An 18,699-nucleotide genomic window follows, 5' to 3' on the forward strand; every position below is an offset into this window, starting at 1 on the left:
CGGTCAGGGCGAGGTGCAGCGATCTGCGATGCGGGTCAAGGTGGCGCGGTCGGTGATCTTGATCGGCACTTTCCCGTGAAGGCGCGCGATGGCCTGCCGGCCCGCCGCGGCTTCCTCGGGTGTGCGGGCCTTGGCCAGGGCTTGTTGCAGGGCAGCTTCGGCTGCGACGCGATCGCGCGCCATGTGCGCCTCGCGGCGCGGTAGATCGGCCAGGGCCTTGGCGGCGCGCGCGCGGTCGGCGGGCGACTCGGCGCTCTTGGCCGCCATCTGCAGCATGGTGAGGGTGCCGTCGAGATTCGGCGTGGTGCCGCTCGACATGTCCATCTCTGTCACGTATTCCCAGGTCCTGGCGTCCAGGCGCCGGATCGTGAGCGTCAGCTTGCCGGTTGGGCAGCTTTCCACCAGCACCACGCCCTGCGCGCTGCGCCGCGTTTCCTGGTTGGTGCAAGTGCCCTTGCCGAACGCCGGCGGCAGCGTGGGCGGTCCCGCCTTCACGCACTGGGTGACCGGCGCGCCGCCCTTGTAGACCTTACGGCCGCTGTCCGCGCCCGCGACCACCGAGCGCGTGGCCTGGTCGCCGCTGGCGCCGTCTTCCTCGGTCGTGATAATCGCCTGATGCGGCCCGACCTGGTGCTCCGCCTTGCCCACGGTGTCGACCCGGTACAGGCCGGGCGTTGGCAGCTCTTGCGCGAGCGCGGCGCCGGCATGGGCCGCCAGCGCGAACAGGACCGGTACGATGGTTCGGCGCAGCATCAGCGCACCACCATTTCAACGCGCCGGTTCTTGGCGCGTCCATCTTCGCTGGTGTTCGGGGCGGTTGGCGCGAAATTGGCCACGCCCTGCGCCTGCAGGCGCGCCGCCGCGATGCCATGGCGCGTGACCAGCGCGTCGACCACCGCCTGCGCGCGGCGCCGTGACAGCTCGACATTGCCCGCCACCGCACCCTGGTTGTCGGTATGGCCGACGATGAACACGGACAGCGCCGGGTTGGCCTTGAGCGCCGCGGCCATCTCGCCCAGCGTGTCGCCGGACTCCGGCTTGATCACGGCCTGGTTGGTATCGAACAGGACGCCGTACAGCGCGATGCGGCCCTCGCGCTCGAGCGACGCGCCGATCGTCGCCGCGTTGACGCTGACCTTGCCCCCCTCGATGTTGGCCGACTCGATCACCTGCACCAGTTGCTGCACCCGGCCCGCGTTGTCGCGGTCGTTGTCGCCCGCGCGCAGCGCGATCTGGACATTGACCGAGTCGGCTCCGCTGCGCTTGCGTGCATGCAGGTAGTGAAACCCGGGCTTGTATTCGAACATGCGCCGGACGTACCCATCCGATCGTCCTCTGCCGGTCCAGCTCATGTTTTCGACCCAGCGCACGATCTTGTCCTGCACGCGACCGCGCTTGCACTGTGCTTCCTCGCAGCGGTAGAGGATCTCGAAACCTGCCTGCCTTAGCGCCTCTTCGTAGTTGCGGAACACCTCGAGTGGCGCGCGTCCTGCCGGGGCCCAATAGATGCGGTTCGTTAGCTTGCCTTCGAGCTGCTCGATCTCGACACCCTTGCTGCCGGCAACCAGGGCCTTGGCCGGACCATAGTTCTCGCCGCCATGCAGGTAGAGCATGGAGCCGGCATAGCGCGAGATGAGCGGATGGTCGACCGCGCCGGGCAAGTCGGTGTCATACCTGCCCGCATGCGCGATGACGCTGGCGCCGGCCAGCAGCAGCGCGGCGACCGGGACGAACACAGCGCGGTGGAAAAACGATTGCATCGATTCGAACCTTTCTCTCGTAGTAAACAATGTGCGCATGCGCGCTATCTCAAACGGTCGGCCGGAACGACGTCGACCGCGATCTTGCCGACCTCGATGCCCGGGGCAGCGGCCGCATCCCAGGCCCGGATGCCCTCCCTGGCGGCCGTCACGACGGCGCCCATGCCCTGGGCCGTCGGCACGGTGCGCGCGACCATCGCGCGGGTGGCGCCGCTGCCGTTGGCGCCCCAGGTATTCGAGAGGATCGCGCCGGTGGCGCTGAAGTCGAGGCCTTGCCAGCCGCCGGGCGTGCCTCCCCACAGGCGCGCATAGACGGCGCTGTCGCGCGCGATGTCCGCCAGCGACACGGTCGACAGCGCCAGCGTGTCGGTCGGCAGCGGCGGCACGAAACCGGCCACGCCCCTGACCTCGATCGCGGACAGCGCCGCCATCGAGGCGCCGGCGACGTCGCGCCGGGGCGTCGTGCGCGCGCCTTGCGCATCGAAGCTGTCGTAGCTGGCCAGGTAGGCGACGCCGGCCGCATCGCGCCACATCGGGTCGATGCCGTTGGCCAGCGCCGTATTGGCGCCGTCGGTACCGCGGATGATGCTGGCGGCGCCGGCGCGGTCGCTGAACAGGCGCGCCGCGATCTCGCCCTTGATGGCGGCGGCGCTCTTCTGGTTGGGCCCATTGATGCCGTTGAAATCCGTGCCCGACTCGTCGTACCAGACGGTGCGTTCCCAGGCGCCGTAGCGCGCCGCCATCGTGGCGACGTGCTGGACGTCGACGAATTTTCCGAGCGCGGCGACCGCCAGGAACAGCGGCACCAGGAGCAGCACCGCGGCCACCAGGAATTCGGCGATTGCCTGGCCGCCCTGCCGGCCGCGCGGTTGTGAGCGCCGGCTCATTGGGCTGCCCACGATGCGGCGCGATCGTCGATGCTGCGGTCGACCAGCCGGCTCTGCCAATACGGGTTGAACTGGTTCGCGACTTCGGTCTTGCCGTCGCCGCGGCGCCAGCCGGTACGCGTGAAACTGCCGGCGGCCTCGTTGCCAGGGCGGTAGAAATAGGCATGGGCCGACGACAGCGCGCGCATCGTCTCGCCCCGCATGCCATCCTCCAGCCGCAATTGGTCCGAATCGTGCAGGATTCGCGACGAGGTACGCATCGTGTCGGCGATGCGCTGGACTTCGATCGTGACCGGGGCGGCGCCGCCATTCAGCTCGGGCGCCTGGTTGGCCGGGATGGCGCTGCCCGGATTGGCCACGTCGCGATAATAGTCTTGCAGGCCGCCGGCGCCGTCGAGCGTGCCCCCCGGCCCCTCGGACTGGTAGCGTATGAAGCCCTGGCCAAGGGCGGAGGCGCCGCCGAAGGCATAGCTTGCCGTGGGGTTGCCGCGGTAGCCGCGCAGGCTGTCGTAGTCGCCTCCCCTGCCGGCCACCGCGCCGCCGGCGCCGCCGAGGCCGAAATTGCCGTCGATATGCGGTTCGGTGCTGGTGCTGTAGCAGACACCGGTCCAGCAGGGATACCAGATGGTGCAGCTCGCGACACCCCCACCGGTGGTGGCGTCGAGCGCCAGCCAGCGCTTCTTGTCTTCGCTGAGCTGGCTGGCGCCGGCATGGACGAAGTCGAAGCGGGTGTACGACCTGACATGGTTTGGCAAAATCCGGCACAGCTTGCTCGTGCTGGACCAGCGTGGCAGCGGCGAGGATGGACGCACCCGGCTGAAGCGGTCGGTCGACTGTTCGCTGACCACCACGTCGGCGAAGCGGTCCGCCTCGGGCGATGGATCGTTGGCCCGATGGCGGACGGTTGCATTGCCCCACTTCACGATCTGGACATCGGTGCGGCCGAGCCGGAAAGCACCATTGGTTAGTTCAGCCGCGGGGTCGTTGCGTGCGACAACTTCGTCGGCCACGAGCGCCATATCGAGAATGGTGGCGGCGTGGTGCGCGTGCTGCGCCGTCTCATGGGCCCTGATCAGGCGGCCGAGACCCGACACCGCGACCGGTGCCACGGCCGAGAACGCCGCATCCACTTGCCTGATCGGCACCGACTTGCCGAGATTCCAGGTGGGCTTGGAGGTCGGGTAGATGGACGACTGCAGGTCCAGCGCCAGTTCGTCCATCCGGTCACGGGTGTCGGCCGCGTCTTCGAGATAGGATTTCAGGCTGACCATCTGGACCACCGCCACCTGGTTGGCCACGATCGAGCGGTTGGTGTAGGCGGCAAAATTATGGTCCCGCGCCTGCAACAGCGCCGCGCTGTAGGCGCCGGCATCCGCCGCGTTCTGCAGACGGGTCTTGGCGTTGGCCAGCATGCCGCTATTGAACAGAAGCAGCGCGATCAGGGCGGCAACGGCGCCGAACACCAGCACGAACGCCATTGCTTGCCCGCCCTGCCGCATCGCCGCGTGTCCACCTGCGGTTTTTCTGCGTGCCAACATCATCATCCCGTCAGACCGTCGACCGTCGTGGTCAGTCGGGGGCCTGACCACCGGTTCCGCCACCGCCGCCCTGGTCATTCTCGGCGTTGTAGGTGGCCATCCCCTTGGTGTTATCAGCGCGGGTCCCTGCCGTGCGGGCGGTTGCTGCTGCAGCCGAAATCTGGGTGCCGGAATCGACACCCGCCATCTCGTTGGCCAGGCCGGCGGTCTGGTTACGCATCGTCTGGCCGAATACGGAATACACACCGATTGCGGCGACCGCGATCAGGGCCACGATAATCACGTATTCCATCATTCCCTGACCGCGCTGGCGATACAGGCTCAACTTGAATTTACTCATTATTTTCTCCATTAAATAATCGGTCATCATATTAATCCGGATCAAACACTTCGAATGCGGGCCAATAATATAATCAGTTTTCGCGCACAACAAGAAGTTTTTGATTTTTATCTACCAAATATAATGGAGTCAACATTCATTTATTTTTGTTAATACAATTTCCAAAATACAATCGCCCGAGTATCGAAGCAATAATGCACCACTAGATAACACATTCCTAATAGCAATTATTTTAATAACAAAGATATTCATCTCAACTATTTCCAGATAGTGGTAATCGATATAATATTTGTATTTACAAAATGCAATCAGATGGATCGCGGACCGGCCGCTCATAGAGAGCGAGGGCAGATTGCGGCGGAATGGGCGCAGGGATCGCCAGAGTGCCCAGGCACAGGATCGGGGCAGCGATAACCCTTCAGGTAGCGTGTGCGTCGCGGTTTGCGCGTTTAGGAACTCTTTCGAGATTTTCGGGATTTTCGTGCGGCGCTATTCGGACCGGGTATGCAATCGACATAAACTCCGGACTCATTGTTTAGCGGTCTCCCGATGCCACATAATCGATCTACACATCGATAGCCAGCATCCGATAATATTCGTGAGAATTAATAAATTTGACTTCTTGAATATTCACCAAAACTCACCCGTAAGGATTTTCGCGTTTTTCGCTATTTTGCCTAGAATATAAAGAAGCGTTTATGCACAGGGCATTTCGAAAGTGCGCCTTAACCAAACTTATTCCAATCGATTATTCCAACCGCATGAGTTGAATATACAAGATGCTTGCGAAAGATTGATTGTTATTGACTGGAGTAAATATGCACGCCAAGCCTGGCAAACAGCGTGTAATCGCAAGCGCCAAGCGCGCGATGAATCTGGCAGGCGATAGAGCGCGCCACGCCGTGCCCGGTCGGCGTAAGATGGATTCATACCAACCGGAGGAGATCATCATGCAACGACGCATCCTTCCCGCCGCCGCGCTCATCCTGGCCTGCCTGTCCCTCGGCGCGTGCCGCGAACACAACGAGCCGGTCAAGCCGATCGCCGACCTCTCCGCCAGCGTGCTCACTACGAGCGCGCCGGCAGCGTAATCCCGCACGCCGATCGGCCACGCAAGACCCCGGTGCGGCCGTCGACCAGCCGCCGTTATCGCCATGCCGGCCGCGGCAGGGTAAACTACGCGCTGTTCATTTCCGTCCCAAGGTCCTCCCACCCATGTCGTTCGCATCCCTCGGCCTGATCGACCAGATCGTCCGCACCCTCGACGCCCTCGCCTACCACACCCCCACCGCCGTCCAGGAGCAGGCGATTCCCGCCGTGCTGGCCGGCCGCGACGTGATGGCCGCGGCCCAGACCGGCACCGGCAAGACCGCCGGCTTCACCCTGCCGATCCTCCAGCGCCTGGCCAAGAGCGGCGAGGTGGGTAGCAATGCGGTGCGCGCGCTGATCCTGGTGCCCACCCGCGAGCTGGCCGAGCAGGTGCACGAAAGCGTGCGCACTTACGCCGAAGGTCTGCCGCTGCGCACCATGGTTGCCTACGGCGGAGTGAGCATCAATCCGCAGATGATGGCGCTGCGCAAAGGCGTCGACGTGATGGTCGCCACGCCCGGCCGCCTGCTCGACCTGCAGCGCCAGAACGCGGTGCGCTTCAATGAAGTCAAGACCCTGGTGCTCGACGAAGCCGACCGCATGCTCGACCTGGGCTTCGCGCGCGAGCTCGACGGCATCATGAAACTGCTGCCCAAGAAGCGCCAGACCCTGCTGTTCTCGGCCACCTTTTCGGACCAGATCCGCGCGCTATCGAACCAGATGCTGCGCGAGCCGGTACGCATCGAGGCCACGCCGCGCAACACCACCGTCGCCGCAGTGAAGCAGTGGATCATCACCGTCGACAAGAAGCGCAAACCCGAGCTGTTCGTGCATCTGCTGAAACGCCATGACTGGACCCAGGTGCTGGCCTTCGCCCGCACCCGCAAGGGCGTGGATGAACTGGTGTCCCTGCTCGAAGCCAAGCGCATCACGGCCGACTCGATCCACGGCGACAAGCCGCAACCGGCGCGCCTGCGTGCGCTGGAGCGCTTCAAGGCCGGCGAGGTGCGGGTGCTGGTCGCGACCGACGTCGCCGCGCGCGGGATCGACATCGACGACCTGCCGGCCGTGATCAACGTCGACCTGCCGATCGTGGCCGAAGACTATGTGCACCGCACCGGCCGCACGGGCCGCGCCGGCGCCACCGGCGAGGCGGTGTCGCTGGTGTGTGCCGACGAAGTCGAGCAGCTGGCGGCGATCGAGGTACTGACCCGGCAAACGCTCGAGCGCGTCGAAGAGCCGGGATTCGCACCCGACCACCGGGTGCCGCTGACGGATGCGAAGGGGCAGATCGTCAAGAAACCGAAAAAGCCCAAGAAGCCGAAGGGCGATGCGGCGGTGGTCAGCGAGGACGTGCGGTTCCGGCGCTAGCGCGCGAACTCAGTCCGCTTGCCAAGATTCCAGTGTCTTGCGCATGGCATAGCGCGCGCCGCCCGGCGGAAAGCCCTCGAGGCGGCTGAATACCGTGTAGCCGAGCTTCTCGTAGAAACCGAGCGCCTGGAAGCTGAGCGTTTCGAGGAAGGCCTGCGTGCAGCCGCGGCGCACGGCTTCGCGCTCGGCTTCGAGCATCAGGGCGCGTCCCATGCCGCGCCCACGCATATCGTCGGCAAGCCACAGTGCATGCACCTGCAGCCAGCCCACCCAGGTGTCGCCGGACAGGCCGCCGACCACTTTCCCGTCATGGTCGCGCAAGGTTACCAGGAGCTCTTGCGGCGCGGCCCCGCCGGCATGCGCCGCGTTAAAGTCGATCAGGCCCTGGATGACGACGTTCGCGTCGCGGTAGTCCGGTCGCGGTTCGACCGCAATCGAGAGGTCAATGGGATGGTCTGGCATGGCTGACGTGCAAATGAAGGCGATTCTATGATAAGCGCCGGGGCGCGCAATGCATGCTGCGCCATGCCGACGGCGTGACGCCGACGCCGCCCTTGAAGCGGCGGGTGAAGTGACTCTGGTCGGCGAATCCGCATTCGAGCGCCACCGCCGTGAGCGGCATGCCGCGACGGATCAGCGCTTGCGCCTGCCTGATGCGCATGGCGTTCAGGTAGACGTGCGGCGGCATGTGATACGCCGCGCTGAACGCGCGTGTCAGGTGCGCGCGCGACAAGCCTGCCACGGCGGCCAGGTCCGCGACCGTCAAATCGTGCGCGTAATACGTCCGGATGTAATCCCTGACCCGTGACAGCGCGGCATTGTCCGCACCGCGGGCGTGAGTCGCATCCGCCTGCGGCCGCTCTCCGTGCCGACCCAGCATTGTGCCGATGAATACGCGCATCAGGGATTCGGTGCGCAGCGATTCTGCGCCCAAGCCGGTGTTCGCTTCGGCCAGGCCGCCCGACAAGGCCCTGAACCGCTCGGCCATGTGGCGGTCGGTGACATGCGGATTGGCGAAGTAGCGCTTGCGTCCCGGTTCGACGTCCGCGTCCGTGCAACTGGCGACGAAGTCCTCTGGAACGTACCATAGCGTGTAGCGAAAGCCTTCTTCCGTCCCGCGCCGGCCATCGTGGTCTTCGTCCGGGTTGAACAGCACGAAGTCCCCGGCCTGGCTGTCGTACTGGCGGCCCTTGCAACGGAAGCGCTGGATGCCGTACGTCGTGGCGCCGATCACGAAGCCCTCGTGGCTATGCCGCTCGAAAGCATGGTCGGCAAAGTCGGCCTGCATCAGCGTCACGCCATGGGGCAGCACCCCGAATGTGGCCTGGTTGACTGGACGGCGAACGTGTTTACTCATGCAACAATTGTACAAGACCGCAGCACGCGGACCGGCAAGAATGGCGCTTTCATTCAAGGGGCGCCCTATGCACACTCCGATCGACCTGGCCGCCAGGCTGGCCACCTTCAACGAGGCCTGGCAGCCGCGCACCGTCGCGCTGTTCAATGGCCATGACGTGATGGTGGCGAAGCTGCGCGGCGACTACCACTGGCACGTCCACGACGACACCGACGACTTCTTCCTGGTCCTGCACGGCCGGCTGGACATCGACCTCGACGATGGGGAAACCGTCAGCCTGACCGCCGGCCAGGTGTATATCGTCCCTGCCGGCGTTCGTCACCGGCCGCGGGCCATTGAAGAGGCGCATATCCTGCTGATCGAACCGACCGGGACCCCGAACAGCGGCGACCCGCTGACCGCCGCCCCACGCCGCGTCATTTGACGGATGCCGGCGGCTCCCCGTTCCTGGCGACGTAGCGCCGGTACTGCCACTCGAAGGCATACCAGGTCAGGACGCCGAACACGGTGCCCGCGATCAGCCAGGACGGGATGTTGTAGACGAGGGAAGGCAGGAACTGTTCGGGCTTGCTGAACCATCCGGAGATCACGAAGAACAGGTACATCGGGATGCCGTAGGCGAGCAGTCCCCGCTTGACGATCCACGATGCCATGCCGGCTTCGCGGTACCTGGACCACCTGATCGCGTGTACTTCCTTCATCACGCTGCTAGCGCCGATCCAGGCCACGCTCGATCGATGCGCCGGCCGCGTATAGCAGGATGAAGGCCGGTGTCATGAACAGGCCATAGGCATCGGGCCATGAGATGATTTCCAGCGCCCGGTCCAGGCCCAGCCAGTGCGCCAGCGCCAGCTGGGCCGCGATCGGCAGCTCCAGGTAGGTGAACTGTGACTGGTAGTCGACATTGCCCAGCGAGACGATGCCGAGACAGGCCGCGATGAACAGGGCGTAGGGAGCGCAAAAAAAGAGACCGAGTCGGGACATCGTGATCGATACGAGGTTCGAATTGCAAAGGTTGCAGCGGATCGTCACGACGTGACAGGGCGACAAGTACGGCAAGAATGGGCGCTACGATACCATCGTGGCTGCGCGCAAAGTTCACCTTTTGTCACAAAACGTCGCAAAACCCTAACGTAATGCAAGGCGCATTTTTCGGATGCCTTCCTCGCCGTCGATCGTCACCTCGAAACCCAGCTTTTTCACCATGGCGACGATGCGCGAATTCTGCGGCAACGCCTCGCCCACGATCTCGCCGGTGCCGCGCGCCCGGCAATACTCGATCAGCTTGGTCATCATGATGCGCCCCAGCCCCATGCCCTTCAGGTCGGAGCGCACGGTGACGGCGAATTCGGCGCTGGTGTTGTCGGGGTCGGCCACCACCCGGCCCACCGCCAGCGTCTCGTTGACGCCTTCGGCATTCTTGCGGGTGGCGATGAAGGCCATCTCGCGGTCGTAGTCGATCTGGGTGAAGCGCGCCAGCTGCGAGGGCTGCAGCTCGCGGATGCGCACGAACATGCGGTAGCGAATGTCGTCCGGGGTCAGCGCATCGAAGAACGCCAGGTGGGCCGGGCCATCCTCTGGACGGATCGGGCGCAGCAGCAGCGGCGCGCCATGCCAGTCGATCGTCTCTTCGAGCTCGCGCGGATAGGGACGGATCGCCAGTCGGTCGAGCGTGCTGCCCGAGCGGTCGGCCAGCGCCAGGCGCATCCGCGCGTCGAGCACGGTCGCGCCCTTGCTGTCGGCCAGCAGCGGGTTGATGTCCAGTTCGACGATCTCGGGGATGTCGGAGACCAGGCGCGAGACCTGGATCAGCACCGCCAGGATCGCGTCCAGGTTGGCCGGCGGACGGTTGCGGTAGCCGGCCAGCAGGCGCGCCACCCGCGTGCGGTCGACCAGGTCGCGCGCCAGCACCAGATTCAGCGGCGGCAGGGCCACCGAATAGTCGTCGGTGACCTCCACCGCTATCCCACCCTGGCCGAACACCAGCACCGGCCCGAACACCGGGTCGGTGGCGGCGCCGACGATCAGTTCATGGCCGTTGGCACGCCGGCACATGGCCTGCACCGAAAAACCGTCGAAGCGCGCCTGGGGAAACAACTCGTCCAGGCGCTTCTTCATGCGCTGGGCGCTGGCGCGCACCGCGTCGGCGGAGTCGAGGTCGAGCGTCACGCCGCCGAAATCCGACTTGTGCATCACGTCGGGGGTCAGGATCTTGACCGCGACCGGATAACCGATGGCGCGCGCCGCCGCCACCGCGGCCTCGACGTCGGGCGCGGCGCGGGTTTCGACCAGGGCCAGACCGTAGGCGCGCAGGATGGCCTTGGTCTCGGGATCGGACAACAGCAGGCGTTTATTGGCGATCGCCTCGCGCACCAGCGCCCGCGCGCTGCTGCGGTCGGGCGCCATGTGGCCGACCATCGAGGGCGGCACTTCCATCAGGAGGTTCTGGTTGCGGCGGTAGTTCACCAGCTGCAGGAAGCCGGCCACGCCATCCTCGGGTGTGCGGAAGGTGGGCATGCGCGCATTGGCGGCGATGGTGCGCGCCTCGAGCACCGAGGCGCCGCCCAGCCAGCACGACAGGATCGGGCGCGAGGCGGCGCGCGCCAGCGGCGCGATGGCGTTCGCCACTTCGCGGCTGTCGACGGTGGCGGTCGGGGAATGCACCACCAGCACGGCGTCGACCTGCGGGTCCTTGAGCAGGATCTCGAGCGCGGCGGCGTAGCGTTCGGGCGGCGCGCCGCCCAGCAGATTGACCGGCAGGTTGGCCGACTGTACGCCCGCCTCGCCGGGCAGCAGCGCGTCGAGTTGGGCGATCGACTCGGGCGACAAGGTGGCGGCCGTGCCTTTGCCGTAGCGCAGTGCGTCGCGCGCCAGCACGCCGGGACCCGCGCCGTTGCTGACGATGGCCAGCCGCTCGCCATGCAGCGGGCGCGCATAGGCCAGGGTCTCGACCGCCGCGAACAGCTGCTCGGTTGTATACACCCGCAGCATGCCGGCGCGCCGCACTGCGGCGTCGAACACGTCGTCCTCGCTGGCCAGGGCCCCGCTCTCGCTGGCCACGGCGCGCACGCCGTCCTCGCTGGAGCGCGACTTGAGCACCAGCACCGGCTTGCTGCGCGCCGCGGCGCGCGCCGCCGACATGAACTTGCGCGCATAGCGCAGCTGGTCGACGTGGAGCAGGATGGCGCCCGCGTGGCCGTCGCTGGCCAGGTAATCCAGCACGTCGCCCAGGTCGACGTCGCTCGAGTCGCCCAGCGAGATGAAGTGCGAAAAACCGATGCCGCGCGTGCGGGCCCAGTCCAGCACGCCCGTCATCAGGGAACCGGATTGCGAGACGAAGGCGATCCGCCCCGGCAGCGCGCCGCTGTGGGCCACACTGGCATTCAGGCCGAGGCCGGGCGCCAGCAGGCCGGCGCTGTTCGGTCCGAGCAGGCGCAGCAGATAGGGATGGGCCGCATCGAGCGCGGCCTGGCGCAGGCTGCGGCCGCGTCCATCGCGCGCCTTCGCCATGCCGCTGCTGAGCACCACGGCCGCGCGCGTGCCGCGCTCGCCCAGCTGGCGCACCAGCTGCGGCACGGTCGCCGGCGGCGTGCAGATCACGGCCAGCTCGGGCGCCTCGGGCAGGTCGGCCACGCTGTCGTAGCAGGGCAGCTCGCCGACCTGCTCGTACTTGGGGTTGACCGCGTACAGCTTGCCCTTGAAGCCGCCGCCCAGCAGGTTGTCGAGCAGGGTCGTGCCCATGCTGCCGGGGCGCTCGGAGGCGCCGATCAGGGCCACCGATTTCGGCGCGAACAGGTATTGCAGGTTACGGACGCTCATTGATGGGGGACCTTTTCAACGGCAAGTAGTGACGTATCGTATCAAACGCCGCGGGCCAACGGCGCGTCGAAGCCGGGGCTTGCCGGCAACGGCGCCGGGCGTGCTAGAATCGCCGCGTGAAATATTCCGTCCGTCTCCTGTTCGTATGGCTGATGCTGCTGGCGATCCCTTTCCAGGGAATCGCTTCGGCCGCCATGCTCGCATGCGCGCACGATGCAGGCAATAGCGCGGCGCAAGGGACGCAGCAGGCCGCGCCTGCTGCTACGGCGCAGCACAACGCCGCGAGCAGCCCTTGCCACGAGATGCAGGACAAGACGCCGGACCTTGCCCAGGATGCGCACGATCACGACGGCAGCTGCAGTGCCTGCGCCGCATGCTGCATGGGCGCCGCCATGGCGCCCGCGGCAGGCGTCGCGCCGCCTCCACCAACCCTGACCACTGCTCTCCTCGTGGCCGCCACCGGCCGCCTCGCCGCGGTCGACCTCGCGCTGCCCGAACGACCGCCCCGCTTCCCGCTCGCCTGATATCGCCCGCCGCGCCCCGTGCGCGGCCCGCCGTATTTCATTCGAACGAGGACACCATGTTTATCCATACCGCCGCGCCATGGCGCGCGGCCGCCCTGCTGGGCGCATTGCTCGCGGCCATGCCCGCCGTCGCCCAGCACACAGCCGACGATCCCACAGCCGGCGTTCCCGAGACGCGCTACCAGAGCGCCCACGTCCAGCGGCCGGCTGCCGCCGCTGCGGCCACGCCGGACCGCAACTGGCAGGAAAGCAACCGCACCGTGGCCAGCCAGCCGGCACACTCTCATCACGGCGCACACGCCGATCATTCCACGCATGCCGGCCACGCCAAGCCCGCGCAACAGGCAAAACCGAAAGCCGAAGACCATGAACACCATGGCCACCACGGACATGGAGAACACCACTGATGGCGGCCTTGATGATGTCGCGCAGCGCGCTGGCCGCGGCTGCCGCGCTGCTGCTGGCCGGCTGCGCCAGCACTAATCCCGATACCGCATTCCGCATCAGCGCGGACGAGGCGCGCACCCGCACCGGCGTCGAAGCGCGCCTGCTGCAGAGCGACGATGACCGGCGCTCGCTGGCATCCGAGATCGACGCCCTGCTCAAGGAACCCCTAGCCCTGGACGCTGCCGTGCGCATCGCCGTCCTGAACCACCCGGGCCTGCAGGCGAGCTACTGGGACGCCGGCATCGCCCAGGCCGACCTGGCCCAGGCCGCGCGCCTGCGCAATCCCTCGTTCGGCTTCACGCGCATGGATGGCGGCGGCAGCCGCGAGATCGAGCGCGGCGTGTCGCTCGACCTGGCGGGCCTCTTGACCATGCCGCTGCGCCAGCGCATGGCCGAGCGGCGCTACCAGGAAACGACCTTGCAGGTCGCCGCCGCCATCGAACGCCATGCGATCGCCACCCGGCGCGCCTGGATCGAGGCCGTGGCCGCTGGCCAGGCGCTCGACTATGCGCGCCAGGTCGCCGCGGCCGCCGACGCCTCCAGCGAACTGATGGAGCGCATGACCCTGGCCGGTAATGCCAGCGCGCTCGACCTGGCGCGCGAATCGGCCTTCCATGCCGAAGCCGGCGCCGCCGTGCTGCGCGCCGGCCGTGCGCGCGACGCCGCCCGCGAACACCTGACGCGCCAGCTCGGCCTGTGGGGCTTTCATGCCGGCTACGCGCTGCCCGATCGCCTGCCCGAGCTGCCGGCGCAGCCGGTCGAACTGGCCGGCATCGAGCGCCTGGCCCTCGAGCAGCGACTCGACGTGCGCGCCGCGCGCACCGCCGCCGCCGGCACCGCCGCCGACCTGGGGCTGACGCGCACCACGCGCATCGTCAATGTGCTCGACCTAGGCTATGCCAGCAAGAGCGAGACCGGCGAGCCGCGCAGCGAAGGCTATGAGATCTCGCTCGAACTGCCGCTGTTCGACTGGGGCGGCGCCCGCGTAGCGCGCGCGGAAGGCATGTATATGCAGGCCGTCGGACGGGTCGCCGAGACGGCCGTCAACGCCCGCAGCGAAGCGCGCGCCGGCTACCTGGGCTACCGCGCCAGCCACGACGTCGCGCGCCACTACCGTGACCAGGTGATCCCGCTACGCCAGAAGATCGCGGCCGAGACCCTGCTGCGCTACAACGGCATGCTGGCCAGCCCCTTCGAGCTGCTGGCCGATGCACGCGAACAGGCGGCGGCGGTGCACGCCACCATCGACGCCCTCAAGGATTTCTGGCTGGCCGAGGCCGACCTCGAAGCCGCCCTGGGAGGCCGCTTGCCGCCCGCACACGAACACAAGGAAGCACAATGACCAACCGCAGATCGTTCCTGACCGGCGCCGGCGTGACCATGCTGGGCGCCTCGCTGGTGAGCAAGGCCGGCGCCGCCGGGCTTCCCGAAGCCCCCGTCCACACCTCCGCCGCCACCGCGGCCCCGCTGGCGCCGACTAGCGGCCGCCCGTACAACCCGGTCGTGACCCTCAACGGCTGGACCCTGCCCTGGCGCATGAAGGACGGCGTCAAGGAATTCCACCTGGTGGCCGAACCCGTGGTGCGCGAGCTGGCGCCCGGCATGCAGGCCAATCTGTGGGGCTATAACGGCCAGAGCCCGGGCCCCACGATCGAGGTGGTCGAAGGCGACCGGGTGCGCATTTTTGTTACCAACAAGCTGCCCGAGCACACCAGCGTCCACTGGCACGGCCAGCTGCTGCCATGCGGGATGGACGGCGTTACCGGCCTCACGCAACCCGGCATCCAGCCCGGTAAAACCTTCGTCTACGAATTCGTGGCGCGCCATGCCGGCACCTTCATGTACCACCCGCACGCCGACGAGATGCAGCAGATGGCGATGGGGATGATGGGCTTCTGGGTGACGCATCCGAAGAATCCGCGCCAGCATGCCGTCGACCGCGATTACGTCATGTTGCTGTCGTCCTACGATATCGAGCCGGGCAGCTACACCCCGCGCACCAACACCATGCTCGACTTCAATCTGTGGACCATCAATAGCCGGGTGTTCCCGGGCCTGGATTCGATGGTGGCCGGGCTGAACGAGAAGGTGCGCATCCGGGTCGGCAACCTGACCATGACCAACCACCCGATCCACCTGCACGGCCACCGCTTCGAGGTGGCCGGCACCGACGGCGGCTGGGTGCCCAAGTCGGCGCGCTGGCCCGAGGTCACCACCGACGTCGCCGTGGGCCAGATGCGGGCCATCGAGTTCGTCGCCGACGCGCCGGGCGACTGGGCCTTCCACTGCCATAAATCGCACCACACGATGAATGCCATGGGCCATGACGTGCCGACCCTGATCGGCGTCGACCATCGCGGCGTGGCCGAGAAGATCAACAAGCTGGTGCCGGGCTATATGGTCATGGGCGACAAGGGCGGCTCGATGGGCGACATGAAGATGGCGCTGCCGCACAACACGCTGCCGATGATGAGCGGCGACGGCCCCTTCGGCAACCTGGAAATGGGCGGCATGTTCACGGTGCTGAAGGTGCGCGAAGGCCAGAAGCGCGGCGACTACCGCGATCCCGGCTGGTACCGTCACCCGGCTGGCAGCGTCGCGCACGAATGGACCGGCGAGGTGCCGGCCGCCACCAGCGCACCGGCCGCCAGCCCGGCGGCGCCGGCCGGCCCGGCCCTCAACGCGCGCAAGCCTGGCGCCAAGGACCACGGCGGCCACCAGCACTAAGCCTGTTCCACCCCGCGCAGCAGCTCGATCAGCTGCTGCGGCGCCACCGGCTTGGTCAAGTGATGATCGAAGCCGGCCGCCAGCGAGGCGGCGTGGTCTTCCTGCCGGCCGCGCCCCGTGACCGCCACCAGGTAGGGGCGCGGGCACTTGGCGGCCAGGATGGCCGCCACTTCGAGTCCGCTCATCTCGGGCATGCCGAGATCGAGCACCACGATGTCGGCGCAGCGCGCATGGTATAGCCGCAGCGCCTGGGCGCCGTCGTGGGCCACCGTCACGCTCGCGCCTTCCGAACGCAGCAGCCAGGCCAGCGACTCGGCGGCATCGACGTTATCGTCGGCGACCAGGATATGCCTGCCGGTGACCGCGCCGCCGGCCGACTCGCCCTCGGCCTGGGCCTCCGGCTCGGCCGCCTCGCACAGCGGCAGGCGCACGATGAAGGTGGCGCCCTTCCCCTCCCCGTCGCTGTCGGCGCGGACGCTGCCGCCATGCAGTTCGACGAAGCCCTTGGCGAGCGACAGCCCGATCCCCAGGCCACCCTGGGCCAGGTGGCGCGCGCTGCCGACCTGCACGAAAGGATCGAACACGCGCTCGATCATGCCGCCGTCCAGGCCCACGCCATTGTCGGCCACCCAGGCCACCGCCTCGCCATTCTCCGAGCGCAGTCCGATCTCGAGCGCGCCGCCGGGCGGCGTGTACTTGGCCGCATTGTTGATCAGGTTCGCGAACACCTGGGTCAGGCGCAGCGCGTCGGCGTCGGCCCACAGGGGCTCGTCGACCAGCCGCAACGCCACCTGGTGGCGCCCGCTCTCGATCAGCGACATGCTGGCCTGCAGGGCGTCGCGGATCAGGCGCCCGAGTTCGACCCGCGTGCGTCGCAGCTCGATCTTGCCGCGGCCGATGCGAGACACGTCCAGCAGGTCGTCCAGCAGGCGCGCCATCTGGCCCACCTGGCGCCCCACCATGGCGGCGATCCACTCGATGCGCTCGGGCGACAGCGACTTGGCGCGCAGCAGCGAGGCCGCATTGGCGATCGGCGCCAGCGGGTTGCGCAGCTCGTGCGCCAGGGTGGCGATGTACACGTCCTTGCGCTGGTCGGCCTCGCGCAGGCCGTCCATCGCCTGTTCGCGCTCGGTCACGTCCAGCACCAGCGAGAACACGGTCAGAATCTGGCCGGCCTCGTCGACCAGCACCGAGTTGTACCACTCGCAGCACAGCACGCGGCCGTCGCGGGTGAGGTTGCGGTTGCGCGACTTGGCGTGGCGGGTGGGCGAATCGAGCAGGCGCCGGATCATCTGGCCCACCTGATCGGCATCGCTCTCGTGGATCATCGGCAGCGCATCGATGCGGGAGCCGACCACTTCATGCTGGCGCCAGCCGAACAATTCCTCGGCGCGACCGTTCCACAGGGTGACGACCAGGTCGCGGTTCCATTCAATGACGGCCAGCGGCGTGTTCTCGACCAGGTAGCGCGTCTGGTCCAGCGCGCGCGCCAGGGCCGCGCTGGCCTCGGTGCGCTCGGTGATGTCGGCCACCACGATCACCGCCGCCGCCAGTTCGGCGGCGCCGTCGCGCAGCGGCGCGCCGCTCACCGTATAGGTGCGCCGCACGCCGTCATGGTCGCTTTCCAGCACGGCGTCGTGAAATGTCTCGCCGCCGACCGCGCGCGCCACCGGATCACGGATCAAATCGAGCATCGCCGCGATGCCGGTTCTAGTCCCGGTTTGCGCGCCTAGGGCATTCGGCGCGAAGCTGGCCGCCATCCGGCCGGCCTGGTCGTTGGCCATCACGCAGCGGCCGGCCGCGTCGACGATCAGAACCCCGTCCGGCAACTGCTGCAGCACCGTCCCCAGCAGGCTTTGCCACTGGGCGTGGGCGCGGGTCTCCATCATTTCCTGGAAGGTCGCGTGCAGGCGCGCATGCAGGGCGATATTGTCGATCGCCAGCGCCCCCAGCACGAACAGCGCCGCCGCCAGGCCGTACAGGCGGCCGGCATAGAAACCGAGGTCGAACATGCCGCCATTGAGCACGCAGGACAGTGCGACCTCGAACACCCAGGCCGCCATCGCCACCGCCAGCCAGACATCGAGCACGGTGCGTGGACGCTTGCGCACGATGGCCCACAGCACCCCGACCGCCAGAATGAGTACGGCGCCCGCGATCCAGTGATAGAGCGGGAGCGTGCGGTCGCCGTCCATCAACGGCGGCAGCCAGCGTGCGCCCGAGGTCGACACCAGCACCAGCAGCGCCACGACCAGCACGATCAGCAAGGCGCCGACGCGCATGAAGTGCGGCGGCAGCAGCGGCGCATGGGTGCTGCGGGTATAGCCGAGCACGAACAGGGGGAATAGCGCATGCCAGGCGACGTGCAGCCAGGGCGTGGTCTGGTGATTGCCGCCCAGCACGCCCTGGTCGGCGAACAGGCCGGGAAAGGTCAGCAGGTGGGCGCTGGCGATCAGCGCCGTGAGCAGGTAGCCCAGCACCAGGATGCCGAGTGCGCGCGAGCGTCCCGTGTGGACGTGCCCGAGCAGCAGGATGCCGGTCAGCAGGTTGGCGCCGATCAGCACCGATCCGTACATCGGGATGAATTCCGGCGCCCGCGCCAGCGCCAACCCGGCGGCCGGCGCAAGCAGCGCGAAGACCAGCGCCAGGCCGGCCAGCACCCACACCACGTGGCGCAGCTGGGCGCCGCTCGGATGATGCTTCACCAGGTCCGTCGGTTCTGCCAGAACGCCGTGTCGCATGTATCTCCCCGTGGAGGATCCGGCGGGGGCAGCATGGTTGTTGGGCTGTCCGGGCGGCGCCTGGTTTTATTGTCGTTTCAATAAAATATAGCGCAATTC

At 67.3% G+C, this 18,699-nt stretch carries 18 protein-coding genes; 7 read left to right on the top strand and 11 right to left on the bottom strand.

The window, feature by feature from the left end; genetic code table 11:
* Positions 1 to 3: 3 nt before the first annotated feature.
* From FVD38_RS11995 to FVD38_RS12010, 5 genes are all read right to left on the bottom strand, one after another.
* A complete protein-coding gene (locus tag FVD38_RS11995) occupies positions 4 to 753 on the bottom strand; it encodes a hypothetical protein (protein ID WP_147935024.1) in 750 nt (249 codons plus the stop codon).
* Positions 753 to 1,760, bottom strand: a complete 1,008-nt coding sequence (locus FVD38_RS26475) for an OmpA family protein (protein WP_187271559.1) — start codon at positions 1,758 to 1,760, stop codon at positions 753 to 755. The genes FVD38_RS11995 and FVD38_RS26475 overlap by 1 nt, the downstream gene beginning before the upstream one ends.
* 44 nt (positions 1,761 to 1,804) lie before the next feature.
* On the bottom strand, positions 1,805 to 2,647 hold the full coding sequence (locus FVD38_RS26480; protein ID WP_187271560.1) for a hypothetical protein: 843 nt from the start codon (positions 2,645 to 2,647) through the stop codon (positions 1,805 to 1,807).
* Positions 2,644 to 4,125, bottom strand: a complete 1,482-nt coding sequence (locus FVD38_RS12005; protein WP_187271561.1) for a pilus assembly protein TadG-related protein — start codon at positions 4,123 to 4,125, stop codon at positions 2,644 to 2,646. The genes FVD38_RS26480 and FVD38_RS12005 overlap by 4 nt, the downstream gene beginning before the upstream one ends.
* 91 nt (positions 4,126 to 4,216) lie before the next feature.
* Positions 4,217 to 4,555: a Flp family type IVb pilin gene (locus FVD38_RS12010; protein ID WP_229493605.1), complete on the bottom strand. Its 339-nt coding sequence runs from the start codon at positions 4,553 to 4,555 to the stop codon at positions 4,217 to 4,219.
* Positions 4,556 to 5,343: 788 nt separating this feature from the next.
* Here FVD38_RS12010 and FVD38_RS26650 point away from each other — a divergent pair.
* Together FVD38_RS26650 and FVD38_RS12020 are read left to right on the top strand one after the other, a co-directional pair.
* Positions 5,344 to 5,616 (top strand): hypothetical protein, encoded by a 273-nt coding sequence (locus FVD38_RS26650; protein WP_147935026.1) that lies wholly within the window; start codon positions 5,344 to 5,346, stop codon positions 5,614 to 5,616.
* 124 nt (positions 5,617 to 5,740) lie between these two features.
* Positions 5,741 to 6,985, top strand: a complete 1,245-nt coding sequence (locus tag FVD38_RS12020; RefSeq protein WP_147935027.1) for a DEAD/DEAH box helicase — start codon at positions 5,741 to 5,743, stop codon at positions 6,983 to 6,985.
* A gap of 9 nt (positions 6,986 to 6,994) precedes the next feature.
* Here the strand turns inward: FVD38_RS12020 and FVD38_RS12025 are convergent, their stop codons facing one another.
* Positions 6,995 to 7,447, bottom strand: a complete 453-nt coding sequence (locus FVD38_RS12025) for a GNAT family N-acetyltransferase (RefSeq protein ID WP_147935028.1) — start codon at positions 7,445 to 7,447, stop codon at positions 6,995 to 6,997.
* 25 nt (positions 7,448 to 7,472) lie between these two features.
* Positions 7,473 to 8,342, bottom strand: coding sequence for an AraC family transcriptional regulator (locus tag FVD38_RS12030; RefSeq protein WP_147935029.1), 870 nt, complete (start codon positions 8,340 to 8,342; stop codon positions 7,473 to 7,475).
* Positions 8,343 to 8,409: 67 nt separating this feature from the next.
* Here FVD38_RS12030 and FVD38_RS12035 point away from each other — a divergent pair, with 67 nt between their 5' ends.
* Positions 8,410 to 8,766, top strand: a complete 357-nt coding sequence (locus FVD38_RS12035; RefSeq protein WP_147935030.1) for a cupin domain-containing protein — start codon at positions 8,410 to 8,412, stop codon at positions 8,764 to 8,766.
* Here FVD38_RS12035 and FVD38_RS12040 read toward each other — a convergent pair.
* The 3 genes from FVD38_RS12040 to FVD38_RS12050 form a co-directional block, all read right to left on the bottom strand.
* Entirely contained in the window at positions 8,759 to 9,043 is a 285-nt protein-coding gene (locus FVD38_RS12040; RefSeq protein WP_147935031.1) for a hypothetical protein, read from the bottom strand. The two genes, FVD38_RS12035 and FVD38_RS12040, sit on opposite strands and share 8 nt — an antisense overlap.
* A 7-nt stretch (positions 9,044 to 9,050) precedes the next feature.
* On the bottom strand, positions 9,051 to 9,326 hold the full coding sequence (locus FVD38_RS12045; RefSeq protein ID WP_221176219.1) for a hypothetical protein: 276 nt from the start codon (positions 9,324 to 9,326) through the stop codon (positions 9,051 to 9,053).
* Between the two features lie 144 nt (positions 9,327 to 9,470).
* Positions 9,471 to 12,161 (bottom strand): bifunctional acetate--CoA ligase family protein/GNAT family N-acetyltransferase, encoded by a 2,691-nt coding sequence (locus tag FVD38_RS12050; protein ID WP_147935032.1) that lies wholly within the window; start codon positions 12,159 to 12,161, stop codon positions 9,471 to 9,473.
* A gap of 116 nt (positions 12,162 to 12,277) precedes the next feature.
* On the opposite strand from FVD38_RS12050, the gene FVD38_RS26490 reads away from it, so the two are divergent.
* From FVD38_RS26490 to FVD38_RS12075, 4 genes are read left to right on the top strand one after another with little or no spacing between them, the layout of a single operon-like run.
* Positions 12,278 to 12,685: a hypothetical protein gene (locus tag FVD38_RS26490; protein ID WP_187271563.1), complete on the top strand. Its 408-nt coding sequence runs from the start codon at positions 12,278 to 12,280 to the stop codon at positions 12,683 to 12,685.
* Positions 12,686 to 12,741: 56 nt separating this feature from the next.
* Positions 12,742 to 13,092: a hypothetical protein gene (locus FVD38_RS12065; protein ID WP_147935035.1), complete on the top strand. Its 351-nt coding sequence runs from the start codon at positions 12,742 to 12,744 to the stop codon at positions 13,090 to 13,092.
* Positions 13,092 to 14,474 (top strand): TolC family protein, encoded by a 1,383-nt coding sequence (locus FVD38_RS12070; RefSeq protein WP_147935036.1) that lies wholly within the window; start codon positions 13,092 to 13,094, stop codon positions 14,472 to 14,474. The genes FVD38_RS12065 and FVD38_RS12070 overlap by 1 nt, the downstream gene beginning before the upstream one ends.
* Positions 14,471 to 15,859: a multicopper oxidase family protein gene (locus tag FVD38_RS12075; protein ID WP_147935037.1), complete on the top strand. Its 1,389-nt coding sequence runs from the start codon at positions 14,471 to 14,473 to the stop codon at positions 15,857 to 15,859. Before FVD38_RS12070 ends, FVD38_RS12075 begins: the two co-directional genes overlap by 4 nt.
* On the opposite strand, the gene FVD38_RS12080 is transcribed toward FVD38_RS12075, so the two are convergent.
* A complete protein-coding gene (locus FVD38_RS12080; RefSeq protein ID WP_147935038.1) occupies positions 15,856 to 18,600 on the bottom strand; it encodes a PAS domain S-box protein in 2,745 nt (914 codons plus the stop codon). The genes FVD38_RS12075 and FVD38_RS12080 overlap by 4 nt on opposite strands.
* Positions 18,601 to 18,699 lie beyond the last annotated feature (99 nt).

Source organism: Massilia arenae, assembly GCF_008014745.1.
Classification (GTDB): domain Bacteria; phylum Pseudomonadota; class Gammaproteobacteria; order Burkholderiales; family Burkholderiaceae_D; genus Telluria; species Telluria arenae.